The 22,642-nt window shown below is 65.1% G+C and carries 20 protein-coding genes and 1 pseudogene; 12 read left to right on the top strand and 9 right to left on the bottom strand.

Features of this window, described 5'->3' with window-relative positions:
* Positions 1-40: 40 nt before the first annotated feature.
* Positions 41-319, bottom strand: coding sequence for a hypothetical protein (locus tag ACTJK6_RS11620; protein WP_232039843.1), 279 nt, complete (start codon positions 317-319; stop codon positions 41-43).
* 17 nt (positions 320-336) lie between these two features.
* The gene (locus ACTJK6_RS11615) at positions 337-1,095 is read right to left on the bottom strand and encodes a sulfite exporter TauE/SafE family protein (RefSeq protein ID WP_440476781.1); all 759 of its coding nucleotides are present in this window, start codon (positions 1,093-1,095) and stop codon (positions 337-339) included.
* A gap of 131 nt (positions 1,096-1,226) precedes the next feature.
* Between ACTJK6_RS11615 and ACTJK6_RS11610 the strand changes: the two genes are divergently transcribed.
* The 3 genes from ACTJK6_RS11610 to ACTJK6_RS11600 all read left to right on the top strand — a co-directional run bounded on the left by ACTJK6_RS11610 (position 1,227) and on the right by ACTJK6_RS11600 (position 4,626).
* Positions 1,227-2,111: a LysR substrate-binding domain-containing protein gene (locus ACTJK6_RS11610; protein ID WP_440839086.1), complete on the top strand. Its 885-nt coding sequence runs from the start codon at positions 1,227-1,229 to the stop codon at positions 2,109-2,111.
* A gap of 143 nt (positions 2,112-2,254) precedes the next feature.
* Positions 2,255-2,776: a hypothetical protein gene (locus ACTJK6_RS11605; RefSeq protein WP_440839085.1), complete on the top strand. Its 522-nt coding sequence runs from the start codon at positions 2,255-2,257 to the stop codon at positions 2,774-2,776.
* A 152-nt stretch (positions 2,777-2,928) separates the two neighbouring features.
* Positions 2,929-4,626 carry an AMP-binding protein gene (locus tag ACTJK6_RS11600; RefSeq protein WP_440839084.1) on the top strand — a complete coding sequence of 566 codons (1,698 nt, stop codon included), beginning with the start codon at positions 2,929-2,931 and terminating at the stop codon, positions 4,624-4,626.
* A gap of 69 nt (positions 4,627-4,695) precedes the next feature.
* Here ACTJK6_RS11600 and ACTJK6_RS11595 read toward each other — a convergent pair whose 3' ends face one another.
* Positions 4,696-5,037, bottom strand: coding sequence for a DUF1488 family protein (locus ACTJK6_RS11595; RefSeq protein ID WP_004627574.1), 342 nt, complete (start codon positions 5,035-5,037; stop codon positions 4,696-4,698).
* A gap of 890 nt (positions 5,038-5,927) precedes the next feature.
* On the opposite strand from ACTJK6_RS11595, the gene ACTJK6_RS11590 reads away from it, so the two are divergent.
* The 3 genes and pseudogenes from ACTJK6_RS11590 to ACTJK6_RS11580 all read left to right on the top strand — a co-directional run bounded on the left by ACTJK6_RS11590 (position 5,928) and on the right by ACTJK6_RS11580 (position 10,311).
* Positions 5,928-6,986: a hypothetical protein gene (locus tag ACTJK6_RS11590; protein WP_440839083.1), complete on the top strand. Its 1,059-nt coding sequence runs from the start codon at positions 5,928-5,930 to the stop codon at positions 6,984-6,986.
* A gap of 132 nt (positions 6,987-7,118) precedes the next feature.
* Positions 7,119-8,531, top strand: a pseudogene (locus tag ACTJK6_RS11585) (S53 family peptidase); the annotation flags it as partial.
* A 46-nt stretch (positions 8,532-8,577) separates the two neighbouring features.
* A complete protein-coding gene (locus ACTJK6_RS11580; protein WP_440839082.1) occupies positions 8,578-10,311 on the top strand; it encodes a S10 family peptidase in 1,734 nt (577 codons plus the stop codon).
* A 37-nt stretch (positions 10,312-10,348) separates the two neighbouring features.
* Here ACTJK6_RS11580 and ACTJK6_RS11575 read toward each other — a convergent pair whose 3' ends face one another.
* Entirely contained in the window at positions 10,349-10,480 is a 132-nt protein-coding gene (locus ACTJK6_RS11575) for a hypothetical protein (protein ID WP_260801500.1), read from the bottom strand.
* Positions 10,481-10,927: 447 nt separating this feature from the next.
* Here ACTJK6_RS11575 and ACTJK6_RS11570 point away from each other — a divergent pair, with 447 nt between their 5' ends.
* Positions 10,928-11,074 carry a hypothetical protein gene (locus tag ACTJK6_RS11570; RefSeq protein WP_232039835.1) on the top strand — a complete coding sequence of 49 codons (147 nt, stop codon included), beginning with the start codon at positions 10,928-10,930 and terminating at the stop codon, positions 11,072-11,074.
* Between the two features lie 143 nt (positions 11,075-11,217).
* On the opposite strand, the gene ACTJK6_RS11565 is transcribed toward ACTJK6_RS11570, so the two are convergent.
* Positions 11,218-11,844 (bottom strand): FMN-dependent NADH-azoreductase, encoded by a 627-nt coding sequence (locus tag ACTJK6_RS11565; RefSeq protein ID WP_260801501.1) that lies wholly within the window; start codon positions 11,842-11,844, stop codon positions 11,218-11,220.
* Between the two features lie 127 nt (positions 11,845-11,971).
* Between ACTJK6_RS11565 and ACTJK6_RS11560 the strand changes: the two genes are divergently transcribed.
* Entirely contained in the window at positions 11,972-12,919 is a 948-nt protein-coding gene (locus ACTJK6_RS11560; protein ID WP_440839081.1) for a LysR family transcriptional regulator, read from the top strand.
* Between the two features lie 90 nt (positions 12,920-13,009).
* Positions 13,010-14,590, top strand: coding sequence for an MDR family MFS transporter (locus tag ACTJK6_RS11555; protein ID WP_440839080.1), 1,581 nt, complete (start codon positions 13,010-13,012; stop codon positions 14,588-14,590).
* Positions 14,591-14,602: 12 nt separating this feature from the next.
* Here the strand turns inward: ACTJK6_RS11555 and ACTJK6_RS11550 are convergent, their stop codons facing one another.
* Positions 14,603-15,499 (bottom strand): oxygenase MpaB family protein, encoded by an 897-nt coding sequence (locus tag ACTJK6_RS11550; RefSeq protein ID WP_433867877.1) that lies wholly within the window; start codon positions 15,497-15,499, stop codon positions 14,603-14,605.
* A 188-nt stretch (positions 15,500-15,687) separates the two neighbouring features.
* On the opposite strand from ACTJK6_RS11550, the gene ACTJK6_RS11545 reads away from it, so the two are divergent.
* Complete coding sequence (locus tag ACTJK6_RS11545) at positions 15,688-16,605, top strand: hypothetical protein (protein ID WP_316870760.1); 918 nt, start codon at positions 15,688-15,690, stop codon at positions 16,603-16,605.
* 4 nt (positions 16,606-16,609) lie between these two features.
* On the opposite strand, the gene ACTJK6_RS11540 is transcribed toward ACTJK6_RS11545, so the two are convergent.
* Positions 16,610-17,041, bottom strand: coding sequence for a PGDYG domain-containing protein (locus ACTJK6_RS11540; RefSeq protein WP_322018451.1), 432 nt, complete (start codon positions 17,039-17,041; stop codon positions 16,610-16,612).
* A 316-nt stretch (positions 17,042-17,357) separates the two neighbouring features.
* On the opposite strand from ACTJK6_RS11540, the gene ACTJK6_RS11535 reads away from it, so the two are divergent.
* Positions 17,358-18,785, top strand: a complete 1,428-nt coding sequence (locus ACTJK6_RS11535; RefSeq protein ID WP_440839079.1) for a dipeptidase — start codon at positions 17,358-17,360, stop codon at positions 18,783-18,785.
* A gap of 66 nt (positions 18,786-18,851) precedes the next feature.
* On the opposite strand, the gene ACTJK6_RS11530 is transcribed toward ACTJK6_RS11535, so the two are convergent.
* Positions 18,852-20,954: a hypothetical protein gene (locus tag ACTJK6_RS11530; RefSeq protein WP_252694315.1), complete on the bottom strand. Its 2,103-nt coding sequence runs from the start codon at positions 20,952-20,954 to the stop codon at positions 18,852-18,854.
* 244 nt (positions 20,955-21,198) lie between these two features.
* Between ACTJK6_RS11530 and ACTJK6_RS11525 the strand changes: the two genes are divergently transcribed.
* Positions 21,199-22,317: a helix-turn-helix transcriptional regulator gene (locus ACTJK6_RS11525; protein ID WP_260781303.1), complete on the top strand. Its 1,119-nt coding sequence runs from the start codon at positions 21,199-21,201 to the stop codon at positions 22,315-22,317.
* Between the two features lie 7 nt (positions 22,318-22,324).
* Here the strand turns inward: ACTJK6_RS11525 and ACTJK6_RS11520 are convergent, their stop codons facing one another.
* The gene (locus ACTJK6_RS11520) at positions 22,325-22,630 is read right to left on the bottom strand and encodes an NIPSNAP family protein (protein ID WP_260781305.1); all 306 of its coding nucleotides are present in this window, start codon (positions 22,628-22,630) and stop codon (positions 22,325-22,327) included.
* Positions 22,631-22,642 lie beyond the last annotated feature (12 nt).

The raw sequence follows: 22,642 nt of genomic DNA, 5'->3' as shown, positions 1-22,642 counted from the left end.
GAACGGGCCTATGCAGCGGGGGGCGGATGATAACGCGCCGTCAGCGCGCTGTCGCCTGCGAAGAAGAGGGGTATGCCGTGGAAGGTTGCTCTGCGTCGTTGGATGCGGCTCCCAGGCCCACCGATAGGGCGGCCAGCAAGACCGCAACACCACGCGCGATATAAAACACCGCTTGCGCCCCCGCCATTTCCGGCTCGGCAGAGGCGGTTTCAGCAATGTGGGCGTGCCAGGCACCGCGCGTCGCGCGGTGGGCCAGCGGATCGCGATAGGCGCGTGGCGCGGCCGTGCGGTGTGCGGGATGAGGTTGCATGTGGGACATGGCGGTTCTCCTCATGCTCAAACGTGCGACCAGGCGCGCCAGAACAGCAGCGCCGTCATCGAAAAACCGAAGGTGGAAATCAACGCCCGCACAACCGGCACCGGCAAGCGCTTGCCGACATGCGCGCCCAGATAACCGCCCAGCGCGGCTGCTACCAGCATGACCAGCGTCTGTGGCCACCACACCATCCTGGCAAGTGCAAAACAGGCTACGGCGACGAGGTTGGTCGCGCCCACCAGCAGCGTGCGCGAGGCGTTCAATGCTTTGATGTCGTCGTGGCCGAACAGTGCCCAGACCGCCATCATCATGATCCCCACCGCGCCGCCAAAATAGCCGCCATAGATAGCCAACGCACCTTGCGCGACCAGCAATGTCGTGCGCCCGATCTGCATGCGCTGGCGCAGCCACACACCGGCCTGTTTGCCGAAGGTAAATGCGAGCGAGCCGATCAGCAGCAGCCACGGCACGATGAAGTCGAACGCGCGGGACGACGTATTCATCAGCAGCAGCGCGCCGAGCAGTCCGCCGACAAGGCTGATCGCGACCATGGCCCGCATCGAGACCTGCCCGAACCCGCGATAGTCCGCGCGATACGCCCACGCCGATGTGGCCGCGCCGGGCAGCAGCGCCACCGTGCTCGACGCATTGGCAAACACCGATGGCACACCCGCGAACATGAGCGCGGGCAGCGTGACAAACGAGCCGCCGCCCGCCAGTGCATTCATCATGCCGGCGAGCAGGCCCGCGCCAAAAAGCAGCAGCGTGGTGGATTCCATTGGGGGCGATGTCTGGGATGTTCTGTTTTTAGGTGCCTCAGTTTCGGACACTGGCGACCCCGCCGCAATGTGCGATACATTGACCTAGCCTCAGCGCAAGACTGAGGCTGGCGACAATTTTGAGATGCATCGTGCGCTTTGACCTGACCGACCTCCGACTCTTCCTCCATACCGCCGAAGCCGGCAGCATCACGGCGGGGGCCGAGCGTGCGCACCTGACATTGGCGTCGGCGAGCGCGCGCATCCGCGGGATGGAAGACACGCTCGGCGTCCCGCTGCTCACGCGCAAGCGGCGCGGTGTGGAAACGACCGCAGCCGGCCGCACGCTCGTCCACCACGCCCGCGTCGTCCTGCAACAGATGGATCGCATGCGCGGCGAGCTGGGCGAATACGCGCGCGGTCTCAAGGGTTACGTGCGGCTGCTTTCCAACACGGCGGCCATGACCGAGTTCTTGCCGGAAACGCTCAGCGCGTTTCTGGCCGCACACCCTGAAGTCGATGTCGATCTGGAAGAGCTGGTCAGCCACGAGATTGTCGAAGCGATTGCGCAGGGGCGCGCCGACATCGGCATCGTCAACGACGCGGTGGACTTGTCCGGGCTGGAGACCTTTCCGTTCCGCCACGACCGCCTTGTGCTGGTGACCGCGCGCGACCACCCGCTGGCCGAGCGCCGCGAACTGGCCTTCGTCGAAACCTTGCAGGAGGATTTTGTCGGCCTGACGGGCGACAACGCATTGCAGGCCTATCTGGCCGGGCACGCTGCACGTGCCGGTCACCGGCTCAAATACCGCGTGCGGCTGCGCAGCTTCGACGCCGTCTGCCGCATGGTGGAACGCAACGTGGGCGTGGGCGTCATTCCCGAGCATGCGGCGATCCGGCTGCAGCGCTCCATGGGCATCCGCCGTGTGCGCCTGACCGACGCCTGGGCGACGCGCCTGCTGCGCATCTGCGTGCGCCATTTCGATGATCTGCCTGTCTTCGCACGCCAGTTGATCGAGCATTTGCGCGAGGCCTGAGTGCGTTGGGCGTCCGTCATTTGGCGGAGGGATGTTGTTTGAACTCGCGCCGGTGAAAACCGGTCGGTACACTGCAAGCAGTTGCGGGCTGCCCAGCTACAGACGTGCGGCGCCGCACCAACCTTCCGCTCATGGAGCACATCATGGCGTCTGCCGGTGTTCCCCCAGGTGTTCCGCCGATCGGCCTGCTGCACGCGGCGCGTGCACTGCGCATCTATCGGCGCCACGAGATCAATGCGCTGGCGTGGATCGCGCTGGGCGTGTGCCTGCGCACTCCGGCGCCTATGGCCGCCATCAGCGTAGCGTTGCTCATCGTGTGCGCGTGGTCGCTCACACGGCACATCCAATATATGAAGCCCCTGTATGAACTGCCGGTGTTCAGCCGCCTGCTGGCACACAGCGGCATGGCATTCGCGGCCATCAATGCGGCGCTGTTGGCGGTGGAACTGGCCACGGGCGCCGGACGCGGCGCATGGTTCGACGCCGACGGTTGGCTTGCGCCAGCCTGGCCGCAGATACTGCCCGACATGGCCGGCACGATCGAGCTGATGCTGGTCAGCGCTCAGTGGATCGTCGTGCTGGGTGCCGTGGTTGCCGCGACGGCCTGGGCGTGGCTGAGCCTGGGCAGCGGCCGCTCGCTGCGTTTTCCGCCGCGCTCGCAATGAGCGCATGGCTCGGGAGAGTCCGGGCTGGTCTGGCGGAGGAATTCCTCCTATAAGTGGCGATGTTGGTTGCAGGTGCGTTTCCGTAGCGCCCGGACGAGGCGCGTGCAGTTGGAGCGTGCATAACGCCGCGCTCCGAACCCAAGGAGACAGGCATGACATCGCTGGACGCTTTCCTGCGGTGCCGCGACTTTCTGCTCGCGCACCGTGAGGATTACGACACCGCCGTGCGCGATTTTGCGTGGCCCGAGTTGGATCGTTTCAACTGGGCGCTGGATTATTTCGACGCCATGGCGCGCGGTAACGACGCCATCGCCCTGTGGGTGGTCGACGATCAGGGAAACGAGACGCGGCTGTCGTTCGCACAGATGGCGGAGCGCTCGGCGCGCGTGGCCAACCATTTCCGGGCGCTGGGCGTGCAGCGCGGTGATCGCATCCTGCTCATGCTCGGCAACGTGCCGGGGCTGTGGGATGTGATGCTCGCCAGCATCAAGATTGGCGCGGTGATCATCCCGGCCACGACGCTGCTCACGGCAGAAGACCTGCGCGAACGCATTGCCATGGGTGAGGTGAGCCACGTGGTGGTCGGCGGGGCAGATTGCGCCAAGCTGGACGCGGTCTCAGGCACATTCACACGCATCGCGGTCGGTACGGACAAGGCGCCGGCCGGCTGGCACCGTTTTGAAGACGCCTACGATGCCTCCGCTGAATTCAAGCCCGACGCACCGACGCAGGCCAGCGATCCGTTGTTGCTGTATTTCACGTCCGGCACCACGTCCAAACCCAAACTCGTGATGCATACGCATGCGAGCTATCCGGTGGGGCATCTGTCGACGCTGTACTGGATCGGCCTGCGCCCCGGTGATGTGCACTGGAACATCAGCTCGCCGGGCTGGGCCAAGCACGCGTGGAGCTGCTTCTTCGCGCCGTGGAATGCCGGCGCCACCGTCTTCATCTACAACTACGCGCGCTTCGAGCCCAAGGCGGCGCTCGATGTGCTGTGCCGCGCCAAGGTGACGACGCTGTGCGCACCCCCCACGGTGTGGCGCATGCTGATCCAGGAAGACCTGGCGGCGTGGAAGCCCGCGCTGCGCGAACTCGTAGGCGCCGGCGAGCCGCTCAACCCGGAGGTGATCGAACGGGTGCGCGCCGCGTGGGGCATCACCATCCGCGATGGCTACGGCCAGACCGAAACCACCTGTCAGATCGGCAACAGCCCGGGGCAGCCTGTCAAGGCGGGCTCGATGGGGCGGCCGTTGCCGGGCTACCGCATCACGTTGCGCGATCCCGACGGCCACGAGGCGGAAGAGGGCGAGATCTGCATCGAATTGAATTCACGGCCGACCGGCCTGATGGAAGGCTACGCCGGCAATGTCGACAAAACCGCCGAAGCGATGCGCGGCGGCGTGTATCACACCTCCGACATTGCGGCGCGCGATGACAGCGGCTACCTGACATACGTCGGCCGCGCCGATGACGTGTTCAAGGCATCGGATTACCGTGTCAGCCCATTCGAGCTGGAGAGCGTGCTGATCGAGCACCCGGCCATCGCCGAAGCCGCCGTTGTGCCGAGCCCCGACCCGCTCCGTCTGGCCGTGCCAAAAGCTTTCCTGGTGCTGCGCGCGGGGCACGAAGCCGGGCCGGAACTGGCGCGCGACATCCTCGGCTTTTGCCGTAGCCGATTGGCTTCGTACAAGCGAGTGCGCCGCATCGAATTTGCCGATCTGCCCAAAACCATCTCGGGCAAAATCCGGCGCGTCGAATTGCGCATGCGTGAAGCCACGCGCAGCGAAAGCGCTGCGGGCGTACGCAACCTGCAGGAATATTGGGAAGAGGATTTCCCGGCCGATTGATGGCGTGTTGAGCTTTGGCGCTCTAGGAACGTGCGGCCCCCCGACCGCACGTTCCGCTGCGCAGCGCTATCAGCGCGACGAGCGCGGGACCAGGCGCAGTTGACGCGCGCGATCCAGATCGTAGGCCGGCACGCCACCGTGCGGCAGCGAGGCACGAGAAGCGGCCAGGTCGCGGCCGCGCACGATGACCGGTGCGAGCGAGCCGGCGCGGATCAAGTCCGACGCAGCCAGTTCGATCCAATCGCGGTAATTGCGATAGACCTCTTCGGCCGTGATTTTCTGATGCGCGCAATCGCAGAGCGAGAGCGCTTCGGACGTGACGAAACAGCTCACGACCTTGCCGTCGACGATGGCTTGGAAGAACAGGTCGCCTACGGACCTGAAGGTCTTGCCGGTGAATGAAATGTTCATGATGCTCCCCCCATTGATCAGGCCCGCCGGTTGAGTGGCGTGCCCCACATGCCGCTTTCGCGGCGCAGTGATCACATGCGGGAGCGTGGTTTCCGAATGGAGGGATGACGATGCTCCAGACGTTGAATCCGTCCGGATGCGATTGACCCAGTGAAGCGGGTCGGACTATCCCTCGGTGCCGTTATACGGTCTGTCAATTCGGTGGTTGACTGCGGGTTCGCTCTCGCGCTGCGACCTTCCCCGTACAAAATTCCTTTATGTTTTTTTGGTTACCACAATTGGTGCATCAGCCCGACACCGACGGTAATCGAGATGGCCAGAACCCAAAGCAAAACGGTGGAGGCGCGCGTCGCCGGAAGGCGTGTTTGAAAAAGGCGCCGACGCGTAGGGATCACCTGCCAATTAGCAGGGTGACGTTCCCACCCCAGGCGAGCACTCAAGCTCGCTGTTCCCCGTTTGATTGTTCCCATGGCCCGCTCCCGAAAGCTCGCCGCTGCCGCGTATTTACTTTTATTTAAATCTACTATTCTTCGGTTGCATTCTAGGACACTCTTTGCAGACCGCTAGCGGCCCTTGGCATGATTCTTATCGTCCATTTGGCTCATAAACGGGAGGTTTAGGACATATTGGGGGTCCGAATATGAAGTGATATTCATCACCTGCCGAGACGATTAATCGGCGCGCAAACGCTTACGTTTGAAACGCATACCGATGGGATGCCCGCAACCTGCCTGCAAGGTGCCGCCGATACAGTCATGCGCGTTCGCGGAGGACATGTTGCAAGACTGCACAGCAACAGGCACCTCTGCGTCAAACAACGAAATGCCACGCGCGCTGCGGTACAGTGCCGCCGGGCTGGCTAGGCATCAGAAAACGAGCAGGACACCGACATGACGCAGGTAAGACGCGCCGACGACAACAGGGCGTTCGCAGGGTTCGGACGAGGGGTGAGCGCCGCTTTGGTGGCATGGGCAGCGTTGGTGGCAACGGCCGCGGCGCACGCGGGTGCACCGAGCCTGGCAACGCGCCGTGCCGCCGTGGAATCCACACTCGCGAATGCCGGCAGTTGTCAGCGCTTGGGCGATTACTACTGGGAAATCGGTGACGCCCATGGCGAACTGATGCACGGTCAGCGGGGCCAGCGGATCGGGCCCAACAAGACGGTGCGGCTGGCATCGGCATCCAAATGGGTGTTTGGTGCCTACGTGGTGGAGCGTGCGCAAGGTAAGCCCACACCTGCCGAAATCGATGCGCTCACCATGCGCTCGGGCTACGACGGGCTCAATCCTCTGCTGTGCAATCGCAACGACACCGTGCAAAGCTGCTTTGCGCGCGGCCGTAACGCGACCTTCACGCCTGGGCACGTTGGCCGCTTCAGCTACAACGGCGGCCATGATCAGAAGCTGCTGATGGATCTCGGTCTGGGCCGTGCCGACGCCGAGGCGCTCAACAACGACCTCGACCGCCAGCTTGCCAATGCGCCGGGCCCGCGCGATTCCGGCCAGCCACTCGGCATTCGCTACCTCGCACCTGAACCGGCCGGCGGAATGATCGCCACACCGGCGGCTTATGGCCAGTTCTTGCGTCGTCTCATTCGCGGCGAATACCAGCTCGGCAAGATGCTCGGCCAGCATGCCGTTTGCACCGAGCCGGGCACGTGCTCAACCGCTGTCAGCACCCCGGCCGCACTGCCGTGGCATTACGCGCTCAACTACTGGATCGAGGACCAGCCCGGCGGCGACGGTGCGTTCAGCTCTGCCGGCGCCTTCGGCTTCTATCCGTGGATCACCGCTGACAAGCAGCACTACGGCATGCTCGTGCGCGAGACCCTGGCCCCCCGGGCCTATGTGCGCAGCGCGGCATGCGGCGCACTGATCCGCCGTGCCTTTGCCGAAGGCAAGCCGCAGCACGCGGCAGAAGGTGCCAGCAGCGCCGATTTTGCCGACTGACGAACGTTGTAGATCAAGCGGGCAAGCCATCGCCTAACGTGGTTGGAGGTGGCGCCGCATCCTGTCGGCACCTTCCGTACCTCGGCACGCCGGTTGCGACGCACAGGCCACCTACCTACATGGAGATGGCCCATGGTCCGGCAACCCCTGCGCGGCAGCGAGCGCACCATTCCTGAAGACGCGCGCATCCTTGGCGATGCGCATCCGGCAGAGCAGATCCGGGCGCTCGTGCAATTGCGCCGCCCGAACGAGGCTGAGCTCGATGCGCGCCTGTCCGGATTTGTCCACGCGCATGCTGCCGGAACGCCACCGCCCACACCGCTGACCCGCGAAGAATGGGCCGCCCAGTTTGGCGCTGCCACGGACGACATCGACGCCGTGCGCACCTTTGCCCGCGAACAGGGCTTGCAAGTGGTCGAAGTGAACGTGGCCGCCGCCACGGTCATGCTGGAAGGCTCCGTCGAACAATTTTGCCGGGCGTTCGATACGCACCTGCACCGCGTGGCACACGGCGACTGCGAATATCGCGGGCGTTCGGGCCCGCTGCGGTTGCCGGACGCATTGCAGGACGTGGTGGTTGCCGTCCTGGGGCTCGACTCACGCCCGCAGGCGGCGCCGCACTTTCGCTTTGTGCCGTTGCCTACCGGATCGGTTGAGCCGGGAGGCATCCGGCCCGCCCGTGCGGCGCCCACCGCGTCGTACACGCCGGTGCAGCTCGCGCAGCTCTACGGCTTTCCGCATGGCGATGGCGCCGGCCAGTGCATTGCGTTTGTTGAGCTTGGCGGCGGCTATCGGGAAGACGATCTGCGTGCGTACTTCCAGGAGGTGGGCGTGCCGATGCCGACGGTGACGGCCATACCGGTCGGGCCGGGCGCCAACCGCCCGACTGGCGACCCGAGCGGGCCCGACGGCGAGGTCATGCTCGACCTGGAAGTGGCAGGCGCTGCGGCGCCGGGCGCCACGCTGGCCGTGTACTTCACCGTCAATACCGACGCCGGTTTCGTGCAAGCCATCAACGCGGCCATCCATGACACCAAGCTGCGGCCCTCGGTGGTTTCCATCAGTTGGGGCGCGCCAGAAAACGCCTGGACGCCGCAGGCCATGCAGGCCGTCAACGCCGCGCTGCAGAGCGCCGCAACCATGGGCGTGACGGTGTGTGCGGCCTCGGGCGACAGCGGCTCCAGCGACGGCCAGTCTGATCGTGCAGATCACGTCGACTTTCCCGCCTCCAGCCCGTACGCCCTGGCATGTGGCGGCACCAGCGTGCGTGCCAGCGGAAACCGCATCGCAGAGGAAACCGTCTGGAACGACGGCGCACGAGGCGGCGCGGGCGGCGGCGGGGTGAGCACCGTCTTTGCACTGCCGAGTTGGCAGCAGGGCCTGGCCGCGCAGCAGACCGGCGGCGAGAGTGTGCCGCTGGCGCGGCGCGGCGTGCCTGATGTCTCGGCCGATGCCGACCCGCTGACCGGTTATGTCGTCCGCGTGGATGGCGAGTCCGGCGTGGTGGGTGGCACCAGCGCCGCGGCACCGCTGTGGGCCGCGCTCATCGCGCGCATCAATGCTATCAAGGGACGCCCGGCGGGTTATCTGCATGCGCGGCTGTATCAGAATCCCGGCGCGTTCAACGACATCAAGCAGGGCAACAACGGCACCTTTGCCGCTGCGCCCGGTTGGGACGCCTGCACAGGCTTGGGCAGCCCCAAGGGCGACGCAATCGCGAACCTTTTCTAGCAGCGAGGCACGCATGACCACCACCGACCAGCCGTTCTTCGACCCCACCGCATACGGCAACGGGCCCGACGACAACGTGACCGACACCAGCGAGGGCATGGCGATCACGCATCACACCGTGCGCATTGGCGGACGCCACATCGCCTACACCGCGCATGCCGGCCACCTCGTCACGGTAGACCCGAGCAGTTCGCAGCCTGCGGCCAAGATGTTCCATGTGGCCTTTGTGGCGGATGCGCCAGCGGGCGGCGCACAGGCGCGGCCGGTGACGTTCTTCTATAACGGCGGGCCGGGGTCTTCGGCGGTATTTGTGCTGCTGGGGTCGTTCGCACCGCGCCGCATCGTGACGTCGATGCCGTCGTTCACGCCGCCCGCGCCGTACCGTATGGAAGACAACCCGGACAGCCTGCTCGATCGCTCCGACCTGGTTTTCATCAACCCGGTCGGCACCGGCTATTCGACGGCCATCGCGCCCAAGCACAACCTCGATTTCTGGGGCGTTGACCAGGACGCGCGCAGCATCGCGCAGTTCATCAAGCGTTGGCTGACGGCCAATGATCGATGGAATTCGCCGAAGTTTCTGTTTGGCGAGTCCTACGGCACGGCGCGTTCCTGCGTGCTGTCGTATGTGTTGCATGAAGACGGGGTCGACCTGAACGGCATCACGCTGCAGTCGTCCATCCTCGACTACACGCAGGCGGGCAACCCGGTGGGGCTGTTGCCGACCTGTGCGGCGGATGCGTGGTTCCACAAGCGAGCCACCTCGCCCAAGGGCGGGCCACTGCCCGCGGATGTGGGCGACTTTGCCGAAGCTGCCGCCGTATTTGCCAGCACCGATTATGAAAAAGCGCTCGCCAAACCCACGCATGCCGATCCGGCCGTGCTGAAAGCGTTGTCTGCCTACACGGGCATCGATGCGGCGACGTTGCAGGGCTGGCGGCTGGATGTGGCTGCGTATGACGGGGCGGGCACGTCGCTGTTCCTGACCACGCTGCTGGCCGACAAGGGCTTGTCGCTGGGGGCGTACGACGGCCGCGTCACGGGCATCCACACCGGCATTGCAGCCAGCGTAGATCCGAACTCCGGCGGCAATGATCCGACCATGACGGCAGTGTCGGGCGTCTACACCGCCATGTGGAACACCTACCTGAACGACGACCTGAAGTTCACGTCCAACTCCGCCTTCACGGATTTGAACGACCAGGCCTTCCGCCATTGGGACTTCCGTCACACCGACCCGACCGGCGCGCAGAAAGGGCTTGATGCCAACGGCAACGTCGCGCTCTACACCGCCGGCGACCTGGCGGCCACGATGAGCTTGAACGTTGATCTGAAAGTGTTCTCCGCCAACGGCTATTACGACTTCGTCACGCCGTTCTACCAGACCATGCTGGACCTGAAGGCGATGCCGTTGCTGGATGCGGGTGTGCGCAAGAACCTGTCGGCGGGGTTCTATCCGTCGGGGCACATGGTGTATCTGGACGGCGGTTCGCGCACGGCATTGAAGGCCGATCTGGCGCGCCTTTACGACGCTGCCACGACCGACCACCAGGCCGTCGCGCGCATCCGCATGCTGCAGGCGCGCAAGGCCTGAGCGGCGGCCATGCAGGCCGCGCCGCGCAATGCGTGGATCAATAGCCGCGGTAGTACGGGCGGTAGTAATGCGGGCGGTCGTAATAGCCGCCTGCCGGCACCACGACGCACGCGCTCAGCGCAGAGGTGGCGGCAGCAGCAAGGATGAGGAGGGCGATGGTGCGTTTCATGATGAGGCTCCGTGGTGATCGTTGGACTTGGCCTCACTGTATGGACACCCCTCGAAACCGCGCTTTACCGTTTGTAAGAAAAACTGTGACGTTCAGGCGGGTAATCGACGGCCCGCCCCGTGCTGCCAACGCTTGCGTCACGGTTGCCGTAATTTGCCGTTACCTTTGCGATCAGACTGTGGAGCCGCTCGGGCCTGTTCAGGCACTGTCAGCACAGCGCCACAATGTTCCACGAACTTATCGCCACAGTATTGACAGATCCTCGAGATCGGCGGGAAATACAACAAACGGCAAACGTTGGGCTTCAAGTTTGAACGCACAGCGCCGATAGCCGTTCATATAGATGTCAGGGCGTTTCGGCTCCAGCCGAGGCAGCAAAGCCCTGCGGGGACCATGCGATGCGCGCCGCCCAACCGTGCGCATCGGCAACACATCGGGGGACGCATCATGACGAATCTTCTGGAATCCACCATCGCCTGGGCCGCACCGTGCTTGATCGCTACCGCGATCGTCGCGCCGGTCATGTGGAACAAGCTGCGTACGCGCCGGATGCTCGAAGCGATGCACGAGGCACGCGAACACCGCGACGAGTGATCTGCCGATCTGCCATCTGCGCCGATCCCATCTTCTTGCCACGCCAGTAAAAACGAAAACGGGCGCCGCATTGCTGCTGGCGCCCGTTTGGCATTCTGCGATGCCGGTTGCGGCGCGTCCCGTTGCGCCGCAACCGAGTTTGCTCAGGCTGCCACGGCCTGGCTGACAACGTCGCGCATGGCGGCGTGTGCTGCTTCCAGGGCTTGTGCGCGGGCGTCCGGGCCCATCGCCAGGCGTTCTGCGCGCACGAATTGCACATCGGTGATGCCAAAGAAGCCGAAGACGGTCTTCAGATAGGCCTCCTGGAAATCCATGGCGGCTGCCGGGCCGGCGGAGTACATGCCGCCGCGTGTCGACGCAACGATCACCTTCTTGCCACCGGCCAGGCCAACCGGGCCGTTTTCCGTGTACTTGAATGTACGGCCGGCTTGCGCCACGCGGTCAATCCAGGCCTTGAGCTGGCTGGGCACCGAGAAGTTGTACATCGGTGCGCCCACCACGATTACGTCGCTGGCGAGCAGTTCATTCACGAGCGCTTCTGACCGGGCATGCTCGGCGCGGGTGGCATCGTCAAAATCGTCGGCGCCCGTGGCGCGAAAGCCGGCGGCAATGGCGCCGTCCAGGTGCGGAATCGCTTCGACCGACAGGTCACGGTGGACAACGATGGTGCTGGGGTTTTCGCGGCGCAGCTCGTCAACAATGGCGGCGCTCAGGAGGCGCGAGGCCGAGGCGTCACCGAGGATGCTGGAATCAATGTGAAGGACTTGCATGGTGTCTCTCCAAGAAAAAGGTGGGTTGCTGCAAAGATAGTGCGATGCAGCAGGTTCCAGTAGTGGGTCGAATCGACACACATCGTTCTACCAGTGAGACAATGCGCCGGTGCTTTGGAGAACGGCCATGGAAGACCTGAACGACCTCGTCCTGTTTGCCAGTGTGGTGACGCACGGCAGTTTTTCCGGCGGCGCCCGGGCGCTGGGGATTCCCAAATCGCGCGTGAGCCGCCGCGTGGCCGATCTCGAAACGCGTCTGGGTGTGCGGCTGCTGCAGCGCTCAACGCGGGCGGTGCATGTGACGGACGTGGGCTCGGCGTTCTTTACGCATTGCGAATCGATGACCCAGGCGGCCCGCGCCGCCTTCGAGGTGGCCGAACATGCCGGCGAAAAACCGTCCGGCCGCCTACGCGTGAGCTGTCCGGTGGGCGTGGCGCACGTCTTCATCGCACCCGTGCTGTCGAAATTCCTGCGTGCGCAGCCCGATGTGCGGCTGGAGTTGGACGTGACGAACCGCCGTGTCGACGTGATCGGCGACGGCTACGACGTGGCGTTGCGCGTGCGCTCGACGCTGGACGATTCCAACCTTGTCGTGCGCAGCTTTGGCGTGAGCGATCAGGTGCTCGTCGCCAGCCCGTCATTTGTTGCCGAGCATGGCCCGTTGGAGACGCCGGAATCGATGCGCGGCGTGATGGGCGTGGGCGTCGATGGTGCGACCGGCGAGCGGACGCGCTGGCGCCTGACCGCCCCCGAAGGCGGCGCGGTCGATATCGACTACACCCCCGCGCTGGTGACGGACGACTTGTACCTGATGGGGCAGACGGCGCTGGCCGGCATTGGCGTTGCGCAACTGCCGTTCAACCTGTGCGCGGAGCCGGTGCGCGATGGCCGGCTGGTCGTGCTGCTGCCGGAATACCGCTTGCCGGTGCACCAGTTTCACGCGGTGTTTCCGTCACGCCGCGGGCTGGTACCGGCCGTGCGCGCGTTCATTGAATTTCTTGCAGAAGAGTTGCCCGGGATGACGGCAAATGTCAGCCGTTGTTATGAGGACATCGTCCGGCAACCCGATCGTTGACTCTGCAACGAATGCGAATCGGCAGTATCATCAACGGCTTCGCTTCTCCCATTGGCGCGGGTGCCTTGAGCGGCATTCGCGCACATTCCCATGTCCTCCCGCCCGAGCATCGAACCGCCCAAGCCAGACACGCCTACCGCGCCCATCGGGACGGTATCCAGCCCGCTGGATACGCCACCGGCGGCCGAAATTCCGGTGATGGCGGTGATGGGCGGGCTGATGCTCGCCATTTTGCTGGGCGCGCTGGAGCAAACCATCGTTGCGGTGGCGTTGCCCGTGATCGCGGGCGAATTCAACGGCTTTGCGCTGATGGCGTGGCTGGTGTCGGCGTACCTGGTGGCGTCCACGGTCGTGACGCCGATCTACGGCAAGTTGAGCGACCTCTACGGCCGCCGCGCCATGTTGACGACGGCCATCGTCCTGTTCGTGCTGGCTTCCGTAGCGTGTGCACTGGCCACGAGCATGCCGATGCTGCTGCTCGCACGCGTGCTGCAGGGCCTCGGCGGCGGCGGCCTGATTTCGGTATCGCAGGCCACGATTGCCGACGTGGTGCCGCTGCGCGAGCGTGGCCGCTACCAGGGCTACGTGAGCGGCATGTGGGCCATGGCCAGCCTCGCGGGACCAGTGATCGGCGGTTATCTGACGCATTACCTGTCGTGGCGGTGGATCTTCTGGATCAATCTGCCGCTGGGCATCGTCGCGCTGCTGGTCGTACGCCGCACGCTGCGGCATCTGCCGGTGGCGCATCAGCGTCGGCCCATCGACGTGCCGGGCGTGGTGCTGTTTGCCGGCGGGCTGACCGCGCTGTTGTTGATGATCACCCGTGTGGGGCAGGGCACGCCGCTCACGCAGCCCGAGAACCTTGGCCTGCTGGCGGGTGCCGTGCTGCTGCTGGGCGCGTTTGTGTGGCAAGAGAACCGTGCCGTCGAGCCGATCATTCCGCTGTCGATGTTCCGTGTGCGCACGGTCACGATCTGCTGCCTGGCGCTGTTCCTCTGCTTCTTCCAACTGATTGCCACGTCGGTGCTGATGCCGCTGCGCTTCCAGATGGTGGCGGGTGCCAGCCCCGATGCTGCGGCACTGCGTCTCGTGCCGCTCACGCTGTCCATTCCGCTTGGCGCCTTTATTGCCGGAAAGTGGATGACGCACAGCGGCCGCTACAAGCCCCTCATGCTGGGGGGCGCGTGCGTGGTGCCGTTTGCCGTGGCGTCGCTTGGTTTGTTGGACCCGCACAGCGTACTGGCGCTGACCCTGGCGATGATCGTGCTCGGCCTGGCGATTGGTGTGCAGTTCCCGACCGGCCTGGTCGCCACGCAAAACGCCGTGCCGCCGCAGACGGTGGGCCTGGCCACAGCGTTGACGGCGTTCTCACGCCTGCTGGGTGGCGCGGTGGGTGTGGCGGTGCTGACGTCCGTGCTGATTGCGCTGCTGCGTCAGGCTGCACCTGAAGCGCAGGTAGCGGCCGGCGGCGATGTGCTGATGGACCTCTTCCACGCCGCGCTTGCCAGCAGCGGCGCCGATGCCGAGGCCCTGCAGCGCGCAGGCGAGAGCGCCTTCAGGCATCTGTTCTTCTTTGCGGCTGCCGTGTCGGTGATCTCGCCGCTGCTGATCATCCGGCTGGAAGAGAAGGTGCTGCGCGGCAAGGTGTCGCTTGCCGAAGCCATCGAGTAACGCGCGGACGCACTATGTCGTTGCGGGCGCCAGTGCGCGGTGCCTGGCCCGGCGCGCGACGCTGCCCTCGTATAGCGCCCAGCGCAGCGTGGGCGCCACGGTGCGCATGGCCGCCGACGCAAACGCTGCCTGCAGCGGCGGCTGCTTGAGATCGAGCATCTGTATTGCCCACGGCGGCAGCAGCTGGATGCCCGCGTCCAGGAAGAGGCGTACCGCCGGGCGCAACCCCGGGCGCGGCGCCTGCCACGTCATCAACACCTCCACCACAGTGCGCGTGCGATCGCTGGCCACCAGCTCGGCGCGCATTGCATTCAGATAGGTTTGCACAGCCGCCCGCGATTTCGGCACGTCGCGCGCGCCGAGCATCTCGGCCACCAGCGCGGTCTCTTCGAAGTAACGATCCTGCTGGGCGCCGCCGAGGTTGCCGTCTACGTAGCGCAGATAGCCCGCCAGGAAGCTTGACATCTCAGCCACATGCACCCAGGTAAGCAGGTCTGGGTCGTTGGCTGAATATGGCCGGCCATCGGGCGCGATGCCCTGCACGCGGTCGTGGATGGTCTTCACGCGCTCGATGAGCGCCAGTGCATCATGCCGGCTGCCGTACGTGGTGCCGGCCACGAACTGTGCGGTGCGGCCCAGGCGCCCTTGCAGGTCTTCGCGGAAGTTGGAGTGGTCCCATACGCCGGCCAGCGCGCGGGGGTGCAGCGCCTGCAGCAACAGCGCGCTGATGCCGCCGGCCATCATCGCCGGGAAATCGGCATGCACCTTCCAGCAGACCGCGTCGGGGCCGAACAGCCCAGGGTCGCCCGGTGGCGAGGCAATGTCGAGGGTGAGGCTGCCGGTCGCGCGCGTAAGGCCGCGGACCTGGTTGGCGATGCGTTCGCGAATGGCGACGAGGGGCGAGGGCATGGTGCCGGAAGTGCCGGGAAGCACGAGGCGAAGAAGCATTCATTTTAGCGAGCCGCATCGGAGCACGCCTTGGCTGTCGTGATGACAGAACGCCGCATGGTCGATGTGCATCCGCAGGCCCATTTGTTGCGAGACTGTGGGCGTTAGCGCCTCCTAGAATGAAGACCAATTCCACAAGAACGCCGTTTATGACCTTGCATCGACATCCCGCCTGGCTGCGCCCCATTGCCCTGCTTGCGCTGGTGGCCGGCCTATGCCTGAGCCCCGCCTTGCGCGCGGCAGACAATGCGCAGGGCCTGCGCGACAAATATCAGAGCGTGGCGCCCCAGTTGGCTGACAACCCGTTCCACCGTCCGCTGGTGTTGGAATCCACCGAGACGCCCAACATGCTCCAGGGCGACATATACAGCGTGGTCGATTACCCGTTCGCTACGGTGAGCGGCGCGTTGAGTGACGCAACGCAAGGCCCCGGCAACTGGTGCGACGTGCTGATCCTCCACCTCAACATCAAGTATTGCCGCGCCGGGTCCGGGCCCCGTGGCACCGTGCTCGACGTGAATCTGGGCCGCAAGGTTGAGCAGAGCTTGTCCAGCAGCTATCGGCTGGAATTCAACTACCGCCCCGTTGCCAGCAGCGCGGGCTACTTCCGCGTGGAACTGAATGCTGAGTCCGGGCCGTTCAGCACGAAGGATTACCGCATCATGCTGGAGGCGATTCCGGCCCCGGCCGGCGGCAATCACACCTTTCTGCATCTGACGTACGCGTACGGTTACGGCACCGCAGGGCGGCTGGCCATGCGCACGTATCTGGGCACGGTCGGCAGCGACAAGGTGGGTTTTACAAAGACGGCAGAATCCTCAGCCGCCGCACCGGAATATGTGGGCGGTGTGCGTGGCCTGCTCGAGCGCAACACGATGCGCTACTACCTCGCCATCGATGCCTATCTGAAGGCGTTGTCGGCGCCGCCGGACAAGCGTTTGCAGCAGCGGCTGAACACGTGGTTCAACGCCACCGAGCAGTACCCGCGCCAGTTGCATGAAGTAGAGCGCCAGGACTACCTGCAGATGAAGCGCCACGAGACTGAGCGCCAGCAGACGGCGCAGTAGCGCTTCAGGCGGGACGGTAAACTTTGGCGAAGCGCTGCGCCTGGACGACGCCGTAGTCGCCGGGGGCGTATTGGAGCACCCAGTCGCCGGCCTGGCCGTGCAGCACGTCGCCGGCCTCGGAGCGCGCCATCGAGAACGCTTCGTTCATCTGCCTGGCAAGCACCACGCTCGGGCGGTTGCGATAAGCGCCTGCCTGCCCATGCGCGAGCGCCGCATCGGCAGGGGCGTACTTCGCATCGAAACGCTCGCGCGAGACCACCCAGCGGTCGCCCGTTGAACCGGTGATCAGCGCGTCGCCAGGGGCGTAGCGGTTGGGGCCTTCCAGACTCATCAGCTCGCCGGCTTCGGCGGCAAAGTCGACGTGGACGGTCTCGTCCTTGACGAAGGGTCGGGCGGCGGGGTCCGTGCGCAGGTCGACGTGTTGCAGCGTGGGCATGAGGTGACGCGAAAGCGATGAAAGCGAGGTCGGGCGAAAGGCCGTAAGCGTAGCGCAAATAGCACCGCTACAGCGTGGTGGGCTTGCCGTTGCGGTCGCGTTCGAACACCTTGTGGCGGATACGTAATGCCGTTTCTGAAGGAGATGCCTTACCGGTTTGGGCTCGACGACGTCGCGCACCACCATCACCTGTCGTCCGAGTTGATATCGTGGGGGGGGCGTGCTTCCGCGGTGGTCCGTAACGCGTTGTAGGCCCATGTAACCAACGGCGAGCGTTCGCGCGCACAATACCGCAGCTCAATTTTGCGGAGTGCGCATGCTGATCGATTGGTCCCTCATCGCCACGCGCGAGGCTGACACGCTTCACGACACGTTTGTCGATATGGAAGGCTGGGCGATGCCGCTGGATGCTGCCGCGCGGTCTGCCGACTACTTCCTGCTGAGCGCCGAAGCGCCATGCTGCGGCGGTTGCGTGCCGCGCAACCCTGCCACCAGCATCGAAGTGCTGGCAGCCGCCCCTTTGCCGGTGGGCGACATGACGCGCGTGCGTGGCCGGCTGATCCGTTTGCAGGACGACCCCGCGGGCTGGCGCTATCAATTGGTGGATGCATCTCTTGCACCCGTGCAATCTACTGCCAGATCGCCCCGCGTCAGCCGCCGCGTGTTTCTGGCCGCAGGTGCCGCAATGGGCTTGGCGGCCTGCGCGCCGGGACGCTTTGCCAATTACACCGACGCACCGTCCGACACAGCTTCCAAGTGGACACCGCCACCCGGCGCATTGACCATCGACATGCATTCCCACGCCGGGAGCGTCATCATCTCTCGCGACCCCAGGATCGGAGCCGATCGGCCGTTTTTGCCAGCGGCCGAGTCGATGCGCGCCGGGGGCATGAACGTCATTTGCCTGGCCATCGTGACGGACACCACGGTCGTGCACGTGGGCGCTGGCGGCCACCGCTTCGAGGCTTTTCGCAGTCCGGAGCCAGGTGAGCTGTATCGACTTGGCATGACGGAATTTGCCCGCGCACAGCGGCTGATCGAGCGCGAACAACTGCATGTGGTGACCGACGCCGCGTCGCTTGCCGCCATGGGCACGCAGGGGCCGAGCGTCATCATCGCGTCGGAAGGGGCAGATTTTCTGGAAGGCCGCATCGAGCGCGTGGACGACGCTTACACGCAGCACCGTCTGCGGCACCTGCAGCTCACGCATTACCGTGTGAACGAACTGGGCGATATCCAGACCGAGCCCCCAGTGCATGGCGGCTTGACCAATTTTGGCGCAGACGTGGTGCGCCGCTGCAATGCGCTGGGCATTGTGGTGGACGTAGCTCACGGCACGTATGACCTCGTCAGGCGTGCAGCGGCGACGACCACCAAACCGCTGGTGCTGTCGCACACGGCGTTGTCGGGAGCGCTCCGGGCGCGCAGCCGGTTGATTTCAGCCGACCATGCACGCGCGGTGGCGGACACTGGCGGCGTGATTGGCGTGTGGCCCAATGCGGCAGATTTCCCCAATCTCGATGCCATGGCGATGGGCATCAAGCGCATGGCCGATGTGGTGGGCGTGGCGCACGTGGGGCTGGGCACCGACATGCTCGGTTTTATCCGGCCGCCGGTGTTCACCAGTTATGCGCAATTGCCGGCGCTGGCCGCGGCGCTGCAGAAAGCTGGATTCACGGCAGTGGAAGTTGGCCAGATTCTGGGCGGAAATTACCGGCGCGTCTTTGAGGCGACGGTGGGTTGAACGAGGCCCGCAAGGCAGGCAAACCTTGCGGGCCCGATCACCGCACTTCCCCGTGTGCCCTGCGCGTTAGCGGTCGTACTCGACCGACGTGGTGAAGTTCAGATCCAGCGGGTCTGCCCACGACATGTTGGTGAACGACATGTCCTGCGCGCCCGTCCAGCCCGTCACGGCGGGGAAGGCCACACCCTGATCACCCGCCACATTCACGGTGAGCGTGGTCCCGGGCGCTGCCGGTGAGGCACGGCCCACACCGTTCACGAACACCGTCGACTGGCCCGACATCGTGGAACGGATCTGCACGTTGACGCGCTTCACGAAGGGCACGCCCGCCTTGGTCGTCCACGTGACGGGCAGCGTGGCGCCGCCTGCAAACGTTGATGCCGTGCCCGGAGTGAGGATGTCGCGCGTGGCCTGCGAGATGTCCTGCCACGTGTATTGGCGCAGCGCATCGGGCGAGGGCGACGGCGTGCGCAACCGCACCGTGTACGTCTTGGACGGCTGGCTCGTGACACCGCCCTGATAGATGGCGATCGTGTAGGCGCTGAACGGCGTGATGGTCGCCAGCTCCGATGCCGTCAGTTGCGGCTTGGCCCATGCCGTGTTATTGCGCGGTGCATCACCGGGCCATGTGAAGCTGCCCTGGTTGGCTGTGTCTTGTGCCACGCCTGCCAGGCGGAAGTTGTTGCGGCAGGAGCTTTGCTTGGCAAGCAGAGCGAGCTGCGCCGGAGTCTGGCTCGCGCCAACCTGCGCACGGATATTCAGCGTGTCGCACGTGCCCGAAGACGGCTGCAGGAACACGCCATTGCGCAGACCGGGCCCGGTAACAATCGCAAAGTCGACCGGCGTGCCGGCCGCATCCGCGATGCCCACCTGCATGTTGATCGAATCGACAAACGCGTTGGTGCCCGTCATTGCGGTGGCGCTGTTCAGCCAATCCCACTTCTGCGCGTTGGCGTTGACTTTCGTGAGCACCGCGCGCTGATTGCCGACGATGCGCCAGCCGTTGTCGCCGCTGGCGCGAGAGGCAGGTTGTACCGCCACTTGCACATGCTGCTGCATGCCGTCGCGAAGGCCATCGGCGCGGGTCCAGGCGAGCTTGACCCACAGCGTGTCCCCGCTGCTGGATGCTATGCGGATGATCTCCGGCAGGCTGAAGCTGGCATTGTTCATCGCATCATCGGCGAACAGGCCTGGGTTGCCGCCGCCCGATGCCGGCCCGAATTCCTGGTCGGCCGTCATGCCGTTGTTCAGGTAGGCCGTCGGCACGCCGTTGATGAGCGCGCCGTTGGCCACGTCATCCACGAAGATTTGGCCGCAAACGGGCACGCTGCCGCCCGTGCGCGCCGCCCCCGTGGAGCCGGCAAAGCATTGGTTCAGCGCCGCTTGCAGCGCAGCCAGATCCGAGGCGGTCGGCAGGTTGGAGACGGGGTTGCCATTGATGGTCGCCACGCTGGGCAGGCTCGCCTTGTCGCTGGGCTGAGGAGCGACGCCCGGCCCGAGCTGCAATTGCGCAGGCGTATCGCTCGATGCGCCCGCTACGGAGCTGATCTGCACGCTGCCGTCCGGCAGCACGTTTACCTTCAGTTGATCGAGCAGGCGATCCAGCCCTGGAGCACCGGCCGTCAACGGCCCCGAGATCAGATCCACCCCGGTATTGCCGGTGGCGGCCAACAGGTCGGCCAGGGCAGCGGCATAGGCGGCCACCGTGCTTGAGACGGTTTGCGCGGTCACCTTGCTCTGCAGCAGGCCCGTGTTGCCCAGGAGCTTGCTGGGGTTATCGCCCACAATGGTGGCGGCAATGGCGTTTGTGATGGGCGTGATGTTGATCGTCTGCGTGCCGGCACTGGCGGACAGCGCGATCAGCGTGGCTTGCGAGTCGGCTACGTTGCCGGCCGCCGACAGCACGAACGGCGCGGCAAGGCCCGTGACCGTGCACTGGAAGGCGCCCGTAGTGGCGTTAGCGGGGCAGTCGACCGACTTGCCGCTCGCATCCATTAGCGTGACTGTGGCCCCTTGCATGGCTGCACCCGTGGCAGCGACCCCGCTGACGGTCTGTGCTGCCGGAACGTTGGTGCCCGGCGCTGTGCTGGCGTTGCTACCGGAATCGCCGCCGCCGCAAGCCGACAGCGCAAGCGTGGCGAGTGCGATGGAAATGGGGGTGAGTTTCATGGAGTCCTCCCTGGATCGTGGGTGCGCCGTGCATGCGACGCCGTTATTCGGCACGGAGATTCTCGAAGCACGCCCCAGGCGCCCGCATCATTCATTTGGAGGAAAGCGTCGCCAAATGAACGATGTTGACCGACGCACACACGTGCTACGTTTGAGCGCACAACATGTCCGCCGCCACCCAGTTTTCCCGGGGTGAGCATGGCAGACGCCAAGGCCAGACAGCCATCCTTCGGGGGAGGGACGCGTGCTCAAAGACCAGCTCATCGGTGATCTGTACGAAGCTGCGGTAACGCAGGAAGGGTTTCTGGACGTGTTCCAGGGCGTGACGGAATCGCTTGGTGCCGACCTGTTCCACATGTTCAGTTGGGACGCCGTGCGCAATGCGCCTCAACTTTCGGTCTACTCCCCGAAGCGGGGGCTGGACGACACCATCGGGCTGTATGACAGGTACTACGGTGCACTGGACCCCCGCCGCGGTTTTGTCGAACGTGCGGGTGTGCGCGAGTTTGCGTTCTGCCAGGATTACCTGTCCGATGCGTATGTTGAGCGCAGCGAGTTCTTCCAGGACTACCAGATTCCGGCGGGCTTCCGTTACCTGATGGGCGTGCGCCTGGAGCGCCCCGGCAGCAGCGACATCCTGCTCGGCATGTTGCGCGCACACGGCCGGACGCCCTTTTCCGACGAGGATCGTTTCAACGCGGCCGGCATGACCGACCACCTGCAGCGCACGATCAACCTCTGGCGGGATACACGCGTGCTGCATCGCGATGCAGCACTCGGCGCCGAACTGATGGAGCAGCTTGGCCTGGCCGTATTCGCGCTCGGGCGGGACCAGCGCGTGTTGTTTGCCAATGCGCAAGCCGAAGCGTTGCTGCGCGCATCGACTTGCCTGCGGCTGGAGCACGGTCGGCTGATAGCCGCGTTTGCTGCCGACAACGATGGCCTGCAAGCCGCGCTGGCGCGGGTGACAAAGTCACGCAAGGGCGAGAGCTTTGCTGTGCGGCCGGCGCTTGGGGCGCCACACGAGATCTTTCTCGGCATCTCGCAATTGCCCGTCAATGCCGCGCATGCCGCGTTTGGGGATGCCGCCATGCTGGTCACGGCCCGGCGCAAGGGCGATGCGGCGCCGGTGACAGCCATGCAGTTGCGCCAGGCGTTCGGTCTGTCAGCGGCAGAGGCGGCGGTGGGCGAAGCGCTGATCGCCGGCAAGACGCCTGACGAATATGCGGCCAACGCCAACGTCGCCATGTCCACCGTGCGTTCGCAGCTACGGGCTATCTTTGAAAAGACCTGCACGCGCTCGCAGGCGGAGGCCGTGGGCGCAATGCTGTGGGTGCTGTCGCAGCGCAGGCCGCAAGGCTAGACGGCTGTCAGGAAAATACCGGACGGAAGAAGCTGCGCTCATAGCTGACGATGCAGCCGGTCTCTTCGGCGTACTGGAAGGCCGCCATGCAATCCGGGTCGGTCTTGGCACGCTCCCGATAGACCTCGTAGGCCGCCAGACTCGGGAACGAGAATAAGGCCAGCGCGACGTTGTTCGCCCCTTCCGATGGGAGAAAGTAGCCGTGGTGCTGGCCGCCGAATTTCTCGACGAGCGGAATCCACATCTTTCCGTAGGCTTCGAATTCGACAAGCCGTGCCGGGTTGATGATGTAGCGGAGGTAGCAGGTGATCATGGCGCGTGTGGT

It is taken from the genome of Ralstonia sp. 22086 (assembly GCF_052045975.1).
In the GTDB taxonomy this organism is placed as follows: Bacteria; Pseudomonadota; Gammaproteobacteria; order Burkholderiales; family Burkholderiaceae; genus Ralstonia; species Ralstonia wenshanensis.
The sequence above is the reverse complement of the archived record's forward strand: the minus strand, read 5'-3'. Positions and strand labels throughout refer to the sequence as shown.